Annotated in this window: 13 protein-coding genes; 11 read left to right on the forward strand and 2 right to left on the reverse strand. The window is 59.9% G+C overall.

Annotated features, from left to right (window positions below):
- The first annotated feature begins 73 nt into the window (after window positions 1-73).
- From bioB to ACP3TY_RS28295, 6 genes are all read left to right on the forward strand, one after another.
- On the forward strand, window positions 74-1129 hold the full coding sequence (bioB, locus tag ACP3TY_RS28270) for a biotin synthase BioB (RefSeq protein ID WP_426618998.1): 1056 nt from the start codon (window positions 74-76) through the stop codon (window positions 1127-1129).
- 149 nt (window positions 1130-1278) lie between these two features.
- Window positions 1279-2457 carry an 8-amino-7-oxononanoate synthase gene (gene bioF / locus ACP3TY_RS28275; RefSeq protein ID WP_426618999.1) on the forward strand — a complete coding sequence of 393 codons (1179 nt, stop codon included), beginning with the start codon at window positions 1279-1281 and terminating at the stop codon, window positions 2455-2457.
- Window positions 2450-3181 (forward strand): alpha/beta fold hydrolase, encoded by a 732-nt coding sequence (locus ACP3TY_RS28280; protein WP_426619000.1) that lies wholly within the window; start codon window positions 2450-2452, stop codon window positions 3179-3181. The genes bioF and ACP3TY_RS28280 overlap by 8 nt, the downstream gene beginning before the upstream one ends.
- The gene (gene bioC / locus ACP3TY_RS28285) at window positions 3174-3983 is read left to right on the forward strand and encodes a malonyl-ACP O-methyltransferase BioC (RefSeq protein WP_426619001.1); all 810 of its coding nucleotides are present in this window, start codon (window positions 3174-3176) and stop codon (window positions 3981-3983) included. The genes ACP3TY_RS28280 and bioC overlap by 8 nt, the downstream gene beginning before the upstream one ends.
- Window positions 3980-4660 carry a dethiobiotin synthase gene (gene bioD, locus ACP3TY_RS28290; protein ID WP_038363263.1) on the forward strand — a complete coding sequence of 227 codons (681 nt, stop codon included), beginning with the start codon at window positions 3980-3982 and terminating at the stop codon, window positions 4658-4660. Before bioC ends, bioD begins: the two co-directional genes overlap by 4 nt.
- Before the next feature lie 108 nt (window positions 4661-4768).
- Window positions 4769-5065, forward strand: a complete 297-nt coding sequence (locus ACP3TY_RS28295; RefSeq protein ID WP_053124459.1) for a hypothetical protein — start codon at window positions 4769-4771, stop codon at window positions 5063-5065.
- Here ACP3TY_RS28295 and ACP3TY_RS28300 read toward each other — a convergent pair.
- Window positions 5046-5288 (reverse strand): hypothetical protein, encoded by a 243-nt coding sequence (locus ACP3TY_RS28300; RefSeq protein ID WP_426619002.1) that lies wholly within the window; start codon window positions 5286-5288, stop codon window positions 5046-5048. The genes ACP3TY_RS28295 and ACP3TY_RS28300 overlap by 20 nt on opposite strands.
- Window positions 5289-5341: 53 nt before the next feature.
- On the opposite strand from ACP3TY_RS28300, the gene ACP3TY_RS28305 reads away from it, so the two are divergent.
- The 5 genes from ACP3TY_RS28305 to ACP3TY_RS28325 all read left to right on the forward strand — a co-directional run bounded on the left by ACP3TY_RS28305 (window position 5342) and on the right by ACP3TY_RS28325 (window position 14872).
- Complete coding sequence (locus tag ACP3TY_RS28305) at window positions 5342-7147, forward strand: phenylacyl-CoA dehydrogenase (protein ID WP_053124457.1); 1806 nt, start codon at window positions 5342-5344, stop codon at window positions 7145-7147.
- A 273-nt stretch (window positions 7148-7420) separates the two neighbouring features.
- The gene (locus tag ACP3TY_RS28310; protein WP_426619003.1) at window positions 7421-9523 is read left to right on the forward strand and encodes a cytochrome-c peroxidase; all 2103 of its coding nucleotides are present in this window, start codon (window positions 7421-7423) and stop codon (window positions 9521-9523) included.
- 196 nt (window positions 9524-9719) lie between these two features.
- Window positions 9720-11009 carry a GGDEF domain-containing protein gene (locus tag ACP3TY_RS28315; protein WP_400648761.1) on the forward strand — a complete coding sequence of 430 codons (1290 nt, stop codon included), beginning with the start codon at window positions 9720-9722 and terminating at the stop codon, window positions 11007-11009.
- 90 nt (window positions 11010-11099) lie between these two features.
- Window positions 11100-12896: an acyl-CoA dehydrogenase C-terminal domain-containing protein gene (locus ACP3TY_RS28320; protein ID WP_401240012.1), complete on the forward strand. Its 1797-nt coding sequence runs from the start codon at window positions 11100-11102 to the stop codon at window positions 12894-12896.
- Window positions 12897-13093: 197 nt separating this feature from the next.
- Window positions 13094-14872 (forward strand): acyl-CoA dehydrogenase C-terminal domain-containing protein, encoded by a 1779-nt coding sequence (locus ACP3TY_RS28325; RefSeq protein WP_426619004.1) that lies wholly within the window; start codon window positions 13094-13096, stop codon window positions 14870-14872.
- Window positions 14873-15099: 227 nt separating this feature from the next.
- On the opposite strand, the gene ACP3TY_RS28330 is transcribed toward ACP3TY_RS28325, so the two are convergent.
- Window positions 15100-16014, reverse strand: coding sequence for a LysR family transcriptional regulator (locus ACP3TY_RS28330; protein ID WP_212545001.1), 915 nt, complete (start codon window positions 16012-16014; stop codon window positions 15100-15102).
- Window positions 16015-16040: the final 26 nt, after the last annotated feature.

Here is a 16040-nt window from a genome sequence, read left to right on the forward strand (position 1 = left end):
CCGAACATCCGTGTAGCGCCTGTGGGTATTCCGTTTCCTCAGTCGCGAACCAAGCATAACCAAGGAATTACCCATGAGCGCGAGCACCACCGCCACCCTGTGTCACGACTGGTCTTTGGCCGAAGTCAGAGCACTCTTCGTACAGCCCTTCAACGACTTGCTGTTCCAGGCGCAAACGGTGCACCGCGCGCATTTCAACGCCAACCGCGTGCAGGTCTCGACCCTGTTGTCGATCAAGACCGGCGCCTGCCCGGAAGACTGCAAGTACTGCCCGCAGTCCGGGCACTACAACACCGGTCTTGAAAAAGAAAAGCTGATGGAAGTGCAGAAAGTCCTCGAAGAGGCGGCGCGCGCCAAAGCCATCGGCTCAACGCGGTTCTGCATGGGCGCGGCGTGGAAACATCCGTCGGCGAAAGACATGCCGTACGTGCTGAAAATGGTTGAAGGCGTGAAAGCCATGGGCCTGGAAACCTGCATGACCCTCGGCCGTCTCGATCAGGATCAGACCGAAGCGCTGGCCAAGGCCGGCCTCGATTACTACAACCACAACCTCGACACGTCGCCTGAGTTCTACGGCAGCATCATCACCACCCGCACTTACAGCGAGCGCCTGCAAACGCTGGCCTACGTGCGTGAGTCGGGGATGAAGATCTGCTCGGGCGGGATTCTTGGTATGGGCGAGTCGCTGGATGACCGCGCCAATCTGCTGATCCAGTTGGCCAACCTGCCAGAGCATCCGGAATCGGTGCCGATCAACATGCTGGTGAAAGTCGCCGGCACGCCGCTGGAAAATGCCGAAGACATCGACCCGTTCGACTTCATCCGCATGCTCGCGGTGGCGCGCATCCTCATGCCGCAATCCCACGTGCGCCTGTCCGCTGGCCGCGAAGCGATGAATGAGCAGATGCAGGCCCTCGCGTTCTTTGCCGGTGCCAACTCGATTTTCTACGGCGACAAACTGCTGACCACCGCCAACCCGCAGGCGGACAAGGACATGCAACTGTTTGCGCGTCTGGGCATCCAGCCGGAAGCGCGTGAAGAGCATGCGGACGAGGTTCACCAGGCGGCGATCGAGCAGGCGCTGGTGGAGCAGAAGAGCAGCGAGCAGTTCTACAACGCTGCCGTCTAAAACCTCTGAAGGAATGCAAAACCCCTTGTGGAAGCGGGCTTGCTCGCGAAAGCGTCAGTCCAGTCAACATCACCGTTGAATGTCAGACCGCATTCGCGAGCAAGCCCGCTCCCACAGGGAATCTGTGTCACTTGAAAGTCGAGGCCTGCATGTCTTTCGATCTCGCCGCACGCCTTGCTGCCCGTCGTGCCGAAAACCTCTATCGCCAGCGCCCGCTGCTTGAATCCCCGCAGGGGCCGGAAGTGGTGGTCGATGGCCAACCGTTGCTGGCCTTCTGCAACAACGATTACCTTGGCTTGGCCAACCACCCGCAAGTCATCGAAGCCTGGCGCGCCGGTGCCGAACGCTGGGGCGTCGGTGGCGGTGCCTCGCACTTGGTGATCGGCCACAGCACCCCGCACCACGCCCTCGAAGAAGCCTTGGCCGACCTCACCGGTCGCCCGCGTGCGCTGCTGTTCACCACCGGTTACATGGCCAATCTCGGCGCGGTCACGGCGCTGGTCGGGCAGGGCGATACGGTGCTGGAAGACCGCCTCAATCACGCCTCGTTGCTGGATGCCGGGTTGTTGTCCGGCGCGCGTTTCAATCGCTATCTGCACAATGACGCCGAGAGTCTGGCCAAGCGCCTGGAGAAAGCCACCGGCAATACGCTGGTGGTCACCGACGGTGTGTTCAGCATGGACGGCGATCTGGCCGATTTGCCGGCTCTCGCCCGCGCAGCCAAGGCCAAAGGCGCGTGGCTGATGGTCGATGACGCGCACGGTTTCGGCCCGCTCGGCGCGAATGGCGGCGGCATCGTCGAACATTTCGATTTGAGCCAGGAGGATGTGCCGGTGTTGGTCGGCACCCTCGGCAAAGCCTTCGGCACGGCTGGCGCTTTCGTCGCCGGCAGTGAGGAACTGATCGAAAGCCTGATCCAGTTCGCCCGCCCGTACATCTACACCACCAGCCAGCCACCGGCACTGGCGTGTGCAACGCTGAAAAGTCTGGAGTTGCTGCGCACTGAACATTGGCGTCGAGAGCATCTGCAAACGCTGATCCGCCAGTTCCGCCAAGGCGCAGAGCAGATCGGCCTGGAGTTGATGGACAGCTTCACGCCGATCCAGCCGATCATGATTGGCGACGCCGGGCGCGCGGTGCGCTTGTCGCAGATGTTGCGCGAGCGTGGGCTGATGGTTACTGCGATCCGTCCGCCCACCGTGCCTGCCGGCAGTGCGCGTTTGCGCGTGACCCTGACCGCTGCGCACAGCGAGGCGCAGGTGCAGCTATTGTTAGAAGGACTGGCCGATTGCTTTGCCCAACTCTCGTCGGAGCCAAGCCATGCGTGATCGCCTGATTCTGCTGCCCGGCTGGGGCCTCGGTGTGTCGCCGATGGAGCCTCTGGCCGCGGCGTTGCAAGGCCTCGATGAACATCTGAAAGTCGATATCGAGCCGCTGCCGGAACTGGATTCCAGTGACCTGCAAGACTGGCTCGACGAACTCGATGAAAGCATTCCTCAAGATGTATGGCTCGGCGGCTGGTCGCTGGGTGGCATGCTCGCATCCGAGTTGGCGGCGCGGCGTGGCGAGCATTGCTGCGGGTTGCTGACATTAGCGAGCAATCCTTCTTTTGTTGCCCATGAGCAGTGGCCGAGTGCGATGGCGGGCGAGACGTTCGACGCGTTTCTCGCCGGTTGCCAAGCCGACCCGCGCACCACTCTTAAACGGTTTTCGCTGCTGTGTGCTCAGGGCGCGCAAGACCCGCGCGGCTTGTCGCGATTGTTGCTCGGCGGCGCGCCGAATACCGCGCCGTCAGCATTGATGGTCGGGCTGGAATTGCTCGCACAGATCGACACCCGCGATGCGCTGCAGGCGTTTCGCGGCCCGCAGTTGCATCTGTTTGGCGGGCAGGACGCGCTGGTGCCAGCGGAAGCAGCGGGAGAATTGTTCACTTTGTTGCCGGATATTGAAATTGGTCTGATCGAACAGGCCAGTCATGCGTTTCTTCTGGAAGACCCCCACGGACTGGCGGGTGCGATCCAGGCTTTTTTACATGAGTGCGGTGATGACTGATTTGTCTCTTGTGCTGCCTGGCGGCTTGCCTGACAAGCGTCAGGTCGCAGCCTCTTTTTCTCGCGCGGCGGCCAGTTACGACAGTGTCGCCGAGTTGCAACGTGATGTCGGTACACAGTTGATTCAGCGTTTGCCAACGGATTTTGTCCCGGCGCGCTGGCTGGATCTGGGTTGCGGCACCGGTTATTTCACCCGCGCGCTGGCTTCGCGGTTTGCCGAGGGTCACGGGCTGGCGCTGGACATTGCCGAGGGCATGCTCGATCACGCGCGGCCATTGGGCGGGGCTGAGCATTTCATCGCCGGTGATGCGGAGCGGTTGCCGTTGCAGGATTCGACCTGCGATCTGATCTTCTCCAGCCTCGCGGTGCAGTGGTGTGCGGATTTCGAGGCGGTGCTCAGCGAAGCCTTTCGCGTGCTGAAACCGGGCGGAATTTTTGCGTTTGCTAGTCTTTGTGTAGGGACGTTGTTTGAGTTGCGCGACAGCTGGCGGCAGGTCGACGGGATGGTGCACGTCAACCGCTTCCGCGAGTTTGCCCGTTATGAACAATTGAGTGCAGCGAGTGGCTTGCGCACGCTGAGTCTGCAGAATCAGGCGCATGTGCTGCATTACCCGGATGTGCGCAGCCTGACCCATGAATTGAAGGCGTTGGGTGCACACAATCTGAATCCGGGGCGGCCGGGCGGTTTGACCGGGCGCGCGCGGATTCTTGGGCTGGTCGACGCTTATGAGCAGTTCCGTGAGGCGTCGGGATTGCCGGCGACTTATCAGGTGGTCTACGCCGTGTTGGAGAAACCCTTATGAGCGCAGCCTATTTCATCACCGGAACCGATACCGATGTCGGCAAGACCACGGTGGCCGCCGGGTTGCTGCACGCGGCGCGTTCGGCCGGGCTGAGCACGGCGGCGGGCAAACCCGTGGCTTCCGGCTGCGAAGTGACGCCCAAGGGTTTGCGCAACTCGGATGCGCTGGCGCTGTTGGCCGAGTGTTCATTGCCGCTGAGTTATCAACAGGTCAATCCGGTGGCGTTCGAGCCGGCCATCGCGCCGCATCTGGCGGCGCGTGAAGCGGGTGTCGCGTTGACCGTGCAATCGCTGCTGGCGCCGATGCGCGAGATTCTGGCGATGAACGCCGATTTCACTCTGATCGAAGGTGCAGGTGGCTGGCGCGTGCCGTTGGCCGATCAGGATAATTTGTCGGATCTGGCGATTGCGCTGAAGCTGCCGGTGATTCTGGTGGTCGGCGTGCGCCTGGGCTGCATCAGTCATGCGCTGCTGACGGCTGAAGCGATTGCCCGGGATGGTCTGCAACTGGCGGGGTGGGTGGCGAATATCATCGATCCGAAGACGTCGCGGCTGGAGGAGAATCTGGCGACACTGGCTGAACGGATCCCGGCGCCGTGTTTGGGCCGGGTGCCGAAACTCAAGGCGTTGAGCGCAGAGGCGGTGGCCGATCATCTGCAACTGGATTTGCTCGACTAAGTTTTTCACTATGAGCAGGCACTGTGCCATTAGTGTTTTTGACGGGTGTTTTTCTGGCGCGTCTGCTTCAATGACGGCTATTGATCCTTCCCAGGGATGAGAACCGTTATGGAAATCTCCGGTAACACAGCTTTTTACGCGGGGCTGAGCTCGATTCAGAGCGGGCAGAACCGTGTGGATCAGGCTGCCAGCCAGATCGCCAACACCACTATCGAACGCTCGGTCACCAGCCAGTCCTCGGAAGCTCAGGTTGATCGTCTGCGTGGCGTCGACCGCAGCCAGCAAATGGATCCGGGCAGCGACATGGTGCAGATGGCGCAGGGCAAATTCCAGGTGGATCTGGGCGCGAAGGTCGTCAAGGCATCCGACGAAGTGCTCGGTACGATCATCGATACGTTTGCCTGATTGCTTCTTCATCTGCCTGCTGAACGCCGCGCCTTGTCGCGGCGTTTTTCGTTGTAAGTCCTTCTCCCTCAACTAATCTTTTTTTCAGCGCCCGTGGCTCGTTCAAGTCCATGGCGGTTTGCTGTGTCCGGCGTTTGAAAGCTGCGATGACGAACGGCAAAAGATCGACGCTTGACAAGATTTCGGCGTAAACGTATGTTTCAAACAACTGTTTGACCGTCACAACAAATCAACACGGTCGTTCATTCCCGGTTACATCAGCAGAGGTTTATCGCTATGCCTGACTACAAGGCCCCCTTGCGTGATATTCGCTTCGTTCGTGACGAGCTGCTCGGCTACGAAGCGCACTATCAGAGCCTTCCGGCTTGCGCAGACGCGACTCCGGACATGGTTGACGCCATTCTCGAAGAAGGCGCCAAGTTTTGTGAGCAGGTACTGGCACCGCTGAACCGCGTGGGCGACCTCGAAGGTTGCACCTGGAGCGAGTCCGGCGTGAAAACCCCGACTGGCTTCAAAGAGGCTTACAAGCAATTCGTTGAAGGCGGCTGGCCAAGCCTCGCTCACGACGTTGAGCACGGCGGCCAAGGCCTGCCGGAGTCGCTGGGTCTGGCCGTGAGCGAAATGGTTGGCGAAGCCAACTGGTCGTGGGGCATGTACCCAGGCCTGTCGCACGGCGCGATGAACACCATCTCTGAGCACGGCACACCAGAGCAGCAAGAAGCCTATCTGACTAAACTGGTCTCCGGCGAATGGACCGGCACCATGTGCCTGACCGAACCGCACTGCGGCACCGACCTGGGCATGCTGCGCACCAAGGCCGAACCTCAGGCCGACGGTTCCTACAAAGTCTCCGGCACCAAGATCTTCATCTCGGCCGGTGAACACGACATGGCCGATAACATCGTCCACATCGTGCTGGCCCGCCTGCCGGACGCACCGGCTGGCACCAAAGGCATCTCGCTGTTCATCGTTCCCAAGTTCATGCCGAATGCCGATGGCACCGTCGGTGAGCGCAACGCAGTGACCTGCGGTTCGCTGGAACACAAGATGGGCATCCACGGCAACGCCACTTGCGTGATGAACTTCGACGGCGCCACCGGTTTCCTGATCGGCCCGGCGAACAAAGGCCTGAACTGCATGTTCACCTTTATGAACACCGCACGTCTGGGTACCGCGCTGCAAGGTCTGGCCCACGCCGAAATCGGTTTCCAGGGCGGCCTGAAATACGCTCGCGATCGTCTGCAAATGCGCTCGCTGACTGGCCCGAAAGCGCCGGAAAAAGCTGCCGACCCGATCATCGTTCACCCAGACGTACGCCGCATGCTGTTGACCATGAAGGCGTTCGCCGAAGGCAACCGTGCGATGGTGTACTTCACCGCCAAACAGGTCGACATCGTCAAATACGGCGTCGATGAAGAAGAGAAGAAGAAAGCCGACGCACTGCTGGCCTTCATGACTCCGATCGCCAAAGCGTTCATGACCGAAGTCGGTTTCGAATCCGCTAACCACGGCGTACAGATCTACGGCGGCCACGGCTTCATCGCCGAGTGGGGCATGGAGCAGAACGTTCGCGACAGCCGCATTTCGATGCTGTACGAAGGCACCACCGGTATCCAGGCACTCGACCTGCTCGGCCGTAAAGTGCTGATGACTCAAGGCGAGGCTTTGAAAGGCTTCACCAAGATCGTCCACAAGTTCTGCCAGACCAACGAAGGCAACGAAGCCGTTGCAGAATTCGTTGCACCGCTGGCGGCAATCAACAAGGAATGGGGCGAGCTGACCATGAAGGTCGGTATGGCTGCCATGAAAGATCGTGAAGAAGTCGGTGCGGCCTCCGTGGACTACCTGATGTACTCCGGTTATGCCTGCCTGGCTTATTTCTGGGCCGACATGGCACGTCTGGCAGCTGCGAAGCTGGCAGAAGGCACCGGCGACGCAGCGTTCTACACCGCCAAGCTGCAAACCGCGCGCTTCTACTTCCAGCGCATCCTGCCCCGTACCCGTACCCACGTGGCCACCATGCTGTCGGGCGCCAACAACCTGATGGACATGAAAGAAGAAGACTTCGCGCTGGGCTACTAAGCCTTAACGCAGTCTCCTAAAAAACCGCTGTACCTTCGGGTGCAGCGGTTTTTTTTTGCGCTGGATTTGTCCCCAACTCTGGGGATGTTTCCCCAGCAGAAACGGTGAGCTGAAATCGCGCGGCCCCAGCGTTTATTGATTCAAAATGTTTCACGGAAGGATGGCCAATTAATTGCACTGCGCTGATTGACCGGCGCTCACGAGAAATCCTCTGCTGTTCCACGACACCTCTCGCCCGGCGACTTCATGACAACAACCGTCAGGGTGAAGCACATGAACATCAGTCGACTTGTCTGGCTACCCCTCGCACTCGCAGCTTCCGGCGCAATGGCCGCAACGCCCGCCGAAGTGGATCCTCCGGTACCGGAAATGCCGAGCCTGCAATCGCTGCGCGGCATGCTGCCGCCCGATCCGTCGGGGACAGAAGGCGGGCGCAAGGTCGACTTGATGACCGACTACGTGCTCAACCGCTCCGCCGCGATTCTGCTCGGCAAAGCGCTGTTCTGGGACATGGAAGTCGGCAGTGATGGCGCCACAGCATGCGCCTCCTGCCACTATCACGCCGGCGTCGACCACCGCATCACCAACCAGCTCAACCCCGGCCAGGCACACACCAACGCCAACGTCGCCTCAATCTTCAACAAACCCTTTGTGGCCTCCGACATACCCGGTGACGTGGCGTCCTACGCGACCTTGTCCGGCGGCAAGGGCGGGCCGAACTACACGCTGAAGAAAACCGACTTTCCGACTCACGTGCTAAGCAATCCACTGGATCGCAACTCGCCGATCGTTTATTCGACTGACGATGTGGTCGGCTCCCAAGGTGTATTCGACGCCAATTTCGTCAAACCCAATCAGCCACGTTTCGACAAATGCACTCAGCAGCCCGATGGCATCTTTCAAGTTGGCGGCATCAATGTGCGCCGCAGCACCGGACGTAACGCGCCGTCGGTGATCAACGCGGCGTTCAACGTGCGTAACTTCTGGGATGGCCGCGCGAATAACGTGTTCAACGGTTTTTCACCGTTCGGCAATCGCGATCCCGATGCCGGGATTTACGTGACCGCCGAGCGCAGCACCGTGGCAAGCAAAGTCCGACTGGCGCTCAATGACGCCTCCGCCGCATCGCAAGCGGTGGGCCCGCCCGGTAGCGGGGTGGAAATGTCCTGCGGTGGCCGCACCTTCGCCGACATTGGGCGGCGCATGCTCGATCAGTTAATGCTCAAGCAACAACGGATTTCCTCCAACGATTCAGTACTCGCTTCAGTTTCCGGCGCGCGGCGTCCGACCTATCGCGAACTGATCAAGAACGCCTTCCAGCCACGCCTGTGGAACGCCACGCAAAACGTGTTGGTGGGCGGCGCGCCGTACACGCAGATGGAAGCTAATTTTCCGCTGTTCTTCGGACTGGCGATTCAGCTGTACGAATCCACGCTGATCTCCGATCAAGCGCCGATCGATGCCTACCTGCAGGGCGATTCAACCGCAATGAACGCGCAGCAAGTCGAAGGCATGAACCTGTTCCTCAACAAGGGCAAATGCGTCAACTGCCACGGCGGCCCGGAACTGACCAACGCCGCCAGCCGTTTGCTGATGCACCCGCGTGAACGCATCGAGCGCATGGTCATGGCCGACAACCTCACCACGCTCTACGACAACGGCTTCTACAACACCGGCGTGCGCCCGACCTCCGAAGACCTGGCGCTTGGCGGGTCAGATGCGTGGGGCAATCCATGGTCGTTCAGCCGTCAGTACAACAAGTTGCTGCAGGGCGGCAGCATTGCCGATCCGCTGGACGTCGATGTCTGCACCTTTGAAGCACCGCTCAGCGCCGCGATCCCTTGCGACGCCACGCTCAAACCCAACGTCAACTTCCGCGATTCGGTCGACGGCGCCTTCAAAACCCCGACCCTGCGCAACATCGCGCTGACCGGGCCGTACTTCCACAACGGCAGCCGAGCGACGCTCAAGCAAGTGATGGAGTTCTACAACCGTGGTGGTGATCGTCGCGGTGAGGACGCCAACAACACCAGCGGTTTCGAACACCCGTCGGCCAATCAGCACAACACCTCGAACCTCGATCCGGACATGACCAACCTCAACCTGACCCCGGATGAGATCGATGCACTGGTGAAATTCATGGAAGTCGGCCTGACCGATCCGCGCGTGGCCTGGGAGCGGGCGCCCTTCGATCATCCATCACTGATCATTCCGCAGGGCCATATCGGTGATGAAAATGCGGTGACTCAACGCCCGGCCAGTCCGAAGGTCACGACTCGCCAGGCAGCGGATGCTGCGCTCAATCTCAAGCCTTACGGTGCCGAAGGTCGCAGCCCGGCGGAGGGCCCGTTGCTGCCGTTCTACAACGATCTTTGAGGGCGATTTTCTGGGCTGGCCATCAGTAATGATGGCCAGCACGTCGATCAAGGTAAAAAACTGAGTAAATCGCTCAGAATCCCAGGCCTTCTGCCGTTAAAGAGACTGCATGTGATCTGGATCACATTGTGTGTGCTTAACTGCATGCATTGCAGGCACAATGCCATTACTTTGCCAGACGGTCGGAGCTTTACCCTTGCCGCGTTCTTCCGCTGTACGTTTCAGTCATTTCCTACCCTCACTGCTGTTGTTACTTGCGGGGTTGGCGGCTGCGTACGTCAAAGACCTCAACGTATTCTTCACTTCGCTGTTCAACGTGTTGCCGACGTTGGTGCTGTTGCTGGGCGGGGCTTATTGCGCGGTTTACCGCCGCCAGCGCGAACTGTTTCTGATGCTCACGGTGTACATCGCCTACTTTCTGCTCGACACCCAGACCGACTATTACCGCGACAACGGCAAGGTGCGCGACGACGCTGCCGTCGTGTTTCATCTGGTCTGCTTGCTGCTGCCGTTGTTGTTCGGTCTGTTCGCGGCGTGGCAGGAGCGCACGCACCTGTTTCAGGACATGGTCGCGCGCTTCGCCGTTTTACTCGCCTTCGGCAGCGTCGCATTGGGGCTTGAGCAAAGTTATCCCCAGGCGTTACTGATCTGGCTTTCCGAGATTCGCTGGCCGGCACTGCATGGCGCATGGATGAGCCTGATCCAGCTCTCCTATCCAGTGTTCATCTCTGCATTCCTGCTGCTGGCGTGGCAATACTGGCGCAACCCGCGTCCGTTGCACGCGGCGCAATTGGTCGGTTTGCTCGGTGTGTTCTGGATGCTGCCGAAAACTTTCATCCTGCCGTTCACCCTGAACATCATGTGCAGCCAGGTGATGTTGATGATCGCCGCTGCCGTTGCGCACGAGGCTTATCAAATGGCCTTCCGCGACGAGTTGACTGGTTTGCCGGGACGCCGCGCGCTCAACGAACGCATGCAGCGCCTCGGGCGCAACTATGTGCTGGCGATGAGCGACGTCGACCACTTCAAGAAATTCAACGACACCCACGGCCACGATGTCGGCGACCAAGTGTTGCGTCTTGTCGCCAGCAAGCTGTCGAAAATCAGCGGTGGCGGTAGGGCGTATCGCTATGGCGGTGAGGAATTTGCCTTGGTGTTCGCAGGCAAAACTCTTGAGGAGTGCATGCCGCACCTGGAAGTGATCCGCGAATCGATTGCGTCCTACAACATTCAACTGCGCAATCAGGAAAACCGTCCGCAGGATGATCAGCAAGGTCGTCAGCGTCGTGCCGGTTCCGGCGCGTCGAGTGTGTCGGTGACGGTGAGTATCGGCGTCGCTGAACGTCTGGAACAACGCACGCCGGAGCAAGTCTTGAAATCCGCCGACGAAGCGCTCTACAGCGCCAAAGGTGCAGGGCGAAACTGCGTCGTCGCATTCGGCCAGAACCGCCGCGGCGCGGTGCGCATGGACACCGCTGCGGGTTGAGTGATGACGGCGCATTCAGCGTCTGCACAATGATTGTGGGGCGTGGTGGTCGGCAGTAGGTTGAAGCAATCTGCTGACGGAGAAGCCACCATGCCTGAGTACAAAGCCCCGCTGCGCGACATGCGCTTTCTGATCGATCACGTCTTCGACTTCCACGCCAACTACGCCGCCCTCGGCGCGGATGACGCGAGCCCGGACATGATCAACGCGATCCTTGAAGAGGGCGCGAAGTTCTGTGAGAACGTTCTGGCACCGCTCAATCGCAGCGGTGACGAAGAGGGCTGCCATTTCGACAATGGCGTGGTGACAACGCCTACAGGCTTCAAGGAAGCTTTCGCACAATACGTCGAAGGCGGCTGGCACGGTCTGGCGGCGGATCCGGTGTATGGCGGTCAGGGCCTGCCGAGTTCGCTGGGGCTGGTGATCAGCGAGATGGTCGGCTCCAGCAACACCTCGTGGGGCATGTACCCGGGCCTGACCCACGGCGCAATGTCGGCGATTCACGCTCACGGCACCGCCGAGCAAAAAGAAACCTACCTGAGCAAACTCACCGCCGGCCAATGGACGGGCACCATGTGCCTGACCGAAGCGCATTGCGGCACCGATCTGGGCATCATCAAGACCCGCGCCGTGCCTCAGGCTGACGGCAGTTACGCAGTCACCGGCAGCAAGATTTTCATCTCCGCCGGCGAGCACGACATGAGCGACAACATCATCCATCTGGTGTTGGCCAAACTTCCGGACGCACCGGCCGGAACCAAGGGCATTTCGTTGTTTATCGTGCCGAAATTCCTCGCCGATACCGCGGGTGAGGCGGGCGAGCGCAACGGCGTGTCCTGCGGTTCGATCGAACACAAAATGGGCATCAAGGCCTCGGCCACTTGCGTGCTCAACTTCGACGGCGCCAAGGGTTTCTTGATCGGCGAGCCGAACAAGGGCCTCAACTGCATGTTCACCATGATGAACCACGCACGGCTCGGCACCGGCATGCAGGGTCTGTGTCTGGGCGAGGCGAGTTTCCAGGGCGCGATCAAATATGCCAACGACCGCTTGCAGATGCGCTCGTTGACCGGCGCCAAAGCACCGGATAAAGCCGCCGACCCGATCATCGTCCACCCCGACGTGCGGCGCATGTTGCTGACCATGAAAGCCTTTAACGAAGGCAACCGCGCGCTCACCTATTTCACCGCGCAACTGCTCGATACCGCGCACCTGAACAGCGATGCCGAGGCGCGTCAGGAGGCTGAAGACCTGCTGGCGTTCCTCACGCCGATCTGCAAAGCATTCATGACCGACAGCGGGCTGGAAGTGACTAACCTCGGCATGCAGATATTTGGCGGCCACGGTTTTATTCGCGAGTGGGGCATGGAGCAACTGGTGCGCGATTGCCGGATTGCGCCGATCTATGAGGGCACCAACGGCATTCAGGCGCTCGATCTGCTCGGGCGCAAGGTGCTCGGCAGTCAGGGCAAGTTGCTGCGTGGGTTTACCAAGATCGTCCACAAGTTCTGCGCGGCCAATGTTGACCATCCGCAGTTGGGCAGCTTCGTTGCGCAACTCAACGAGCTCAATCAGCAGTGGGGCGATCTGACCATGAAGGTCGGCATGGCGGCGATGAAGAACCCGGATGAAGTGGGCGCGGCGTCGGTGGACTACTTGATGTACAGCGGATACATCATTCTCGGGTATCTGTGGTTGCGCATGGCGTTGGTAGCGCAGGCGCAACTGGAGGCGGGCGAGGGTGAGGCGGATTATCTGCGCGGGAAATTGGCGACGTGCGAGTTTTACTTCAAACGGCTGTTGCCACGTACGGCGGCGCATCGGGCGGCGATTGAGGCGGGGAGTGATTGTTTGATGAAGTTGCCGGCTGAATTGTTTTCTCTGTAGGAAAAAGCAAAAGATCGCAGCCTTCGGCAGCTCCTACAGGGAATTTGGGGTTGGCGGGGCTGCGATTTTTTGTGGTGACTAAAAATAACAAATCAGTCACTGGTTGACCCTATGTGTCGCAAAAGTTGTTGAGGTACACTCGGGCTCAACGAAAACACCCTTCACGAATAACCTGTTTAGATCTTGCGAGGTTTGCCATGGCTGACTACAAAGCGCCGCTGCGCGATATGCGCTTCGTCCTCAATGAAGTGTTCGAGGTCGCCAAACTCTGGGCCGAACTGCCGGCCCTGGCCGAGACCGTCGACGCCGAAACTGTTGAAGCCATTCTCGAAGAGGCCGGCAAGGTCACCAGCAAAAGCATCGCGCCTTTGAGCCGTGCCGCTGACGAAGAAGGCTGTCATTGGGTCGACGGCGCCGTCACCACTCCGGCCGGTTTCCCACAGGCTTATCAGACTTACGCTGAAGGCGGTTGGGTCGGCGTTGGCGGTGATCCAGAGTTCGGCGGCATGGGCATGCCCAAAGCCGTGTCGGCGCAAGTCGAAGAAATGGTCAACTCCGCCAGCCTGTCCTTCGGTCTGTACCCGATGTTGACCGCCGGCGCCTGCCTGTCGATCAACGCCCACGCCAGCGAAGAGCTGAAAGCCGCGTACCTGCCGAACATGTACGCCGGCGTCTGGGCCGGTTCGATGTGCCTGACCGAGCCGCACGCCGGCACCGATCTGGGGATTATTCGTACAAAAGCCGAGCCTCAGGCCGACGGTTCCTACAAGGTCAGCGGCACCAAGATCTTCATCACCGGTGGCGAACACGACCTCACCGAAAACATCATTCACCTGGTGCTGGCGAAGCTGCCGGACGCCCCGGCGGGCCCGAAAGGCATCTCGCTGTTCCTCGTGCCGAAGTTCATGGTCAATGCCGACGGCAGCCTCGGCGCGCGCAACCCGGCGAACTGCGGTTCGATCGAACACAAAATGGGCATCCAGGCCTCTGCGACCTGCGTGATGAACTTCGACGAAGCTGTGGGTTATCTGGTCGGCGAGCCGAACAAAGGCCTCAACGCGATGTTCACCATGATGAACTACGAGCGTCTGGGCGTCGGCATCCAAGGCCTGGCGACCGGCGAGCGTTCGTATCAGAACGCCGTTGAATATGCGCGCGACCGTCTGCAAAGCCGTTCGCCAACCGGCGCGCAGAACAAAGACAAAGTCGCTGACCCGATCATCGTCCACCCGGACGTGCGGCGCATGCTGCTGACCATGAAAGCCTCGAACGAAGGCGGCCGTGCGTTCTCCACCTACGTGGCGATGCAACTCGACACCGCCAAGTTCAGCGAAGACGCTACCACCCGCAAGCGTGCGGAAGATCTGGTTGCACTGCTGACGCCGGTAGCCAAGGCGTTCCTCACCGATCTGGGTCTGGAAACCACCGTGCACGGCCAGCAGATTTTTGGCGGCCACGGCTATATCCGCGAATGGGGCCAAGAGCAATTGGTGCGTGACGTGCGCATCACCCAGATCTACGAAGGCACCAACGGCATTCAGGCGCTGGATCTGGTCGGTCGCAAGATCGTCGGCAGCGGCGGCGCGTTCTACAAGCTGTTCGCTGACGAAATCCGCCACTTCACTGCCACCGCGAGCGCCGATCTGGGCGAATTCACCAAGCCACTGAACGATGCCGTCAACACCCTCGACGAGTTGACCTCGTGGGTGCTGGATCGCGCGAAAAACAACCCGAACGAAATCGGCGCGGCCTCGGTCGAATATCTGCAAGCGTTCGGCTACGTTTCCTACGCGTACATGTGGGCACTGATGGCGAAGGCTTCGCTGGGCAAAGAAGCGCAGGACGATTTTTACGCGAGCAAGCTCGGCACTGCACGCTTCTACTTCGCCCGTTTGCTGCCGCGTATTCACTCGTTGAGCGCGTCGGTGAAGGCCGGTAGCGAGTCGTTGTTCCTTTTGGATGCGGCGCAATTCTGACGATGTAGCGTCATGTAAGCATTTGCTTACATGACGTGCTGCTGTTCTCCCATATGCGTGGATTGGATCCACGGCTAATCTACATTTCATGGACGTCGCGCAGGAAGCGCAAAGCAACAACACGGACACGTAGGATTCTGCCAGGGTGGCGGAGTGAAATGGATGTCAGGGAAACAGTCTGCAAAGCCCCGCTTCGGCGGGGTTTTCTTTTGCCTGCAGAAAAGTGCTCAGACCAAAGGATCGAGCGGCGGCCTGACTTCGCGCTCCATCACTTCTTCCAGCAATGTCTGCAACAGCGCCAACGGCGCCTGCTGGCGCTGCACATCGCGACAGACCAGCCCAACTTTCAGCGGCACCCGTGGTTCGCTCAGCGGTTTCCACAGCAGATTCTGATCGTCGTATTCCTTCTGCGACCGCCCCGGCAGCACCGTCGCCAGTTTGGTGTGCGGCAGACTGTCGAGAATCCCCACCATATTGTTTAGCTCGGCTTGCACCTGCGGGCGACGTCCGAGGGCGGTCAGTTGCGCCTGCCAGATCTGGCGGATCTGGAACTCTTCACCCAACAGCAACATCGGCAGCTCGGCGGCCTGGCGCATCGAGACTTTCTTGAATTCGCGTAGCGGATGATCCGCCGGGATCACCAGCGTCAGTTCATCTTCGTAAAGCATCACGCCATGCAAACCCGGTTGGCGCGGCGGTAGATAACTGATGCCAATATCCAGCGAGCCATTGAGCAAACGTCGCTCGATCTCAAGTCCGGTTAATTCATAAATCTGCACCACCAGATGCGGCTGTGCCTTGCGCACGCGCTCAAGCATTTGCGGCACCAGACTGGTGTGAACCGTTTGCAACACGCCGATCGCCAGCGTTCGCAGCGCCTGACCCTTGAAGTTGCCCAACGCCTCGCGCGCCCGTTGCAAACCGTCGAGCAGCGGCAACGCGTGGTTATACAAAGTGTGCGCGGCGAGGGTGGGCAGCAGGCGTTTGCTGCTGCGTTCGAACAGGGTGACGTCGAGGTTCTGTTCGAGTTGGCGGATCTGCTGCGACAGCGCCGGTTGCGAGATCGACAGGCGCTCCGCCGCCCGGCCGACATGGCCTTCTTCGTAGACCGCGACGAAATAACGCAGTTGTTTGAAATCCATAAGTAATACTTATCGAAAATGCTGGA

Origin of the sequence: Pseudomonas rustica (assembly GCF_049959085.1) — a bacterium.
In the GTDB taxonomy this organism is placed as follows: Bacteria; Pseudomonadota; Gammaproteobacteria; order Pseudomonadales; family Pseudomonadaceae; genus Aquipseudomonas; species Aquipseudomonas rustica.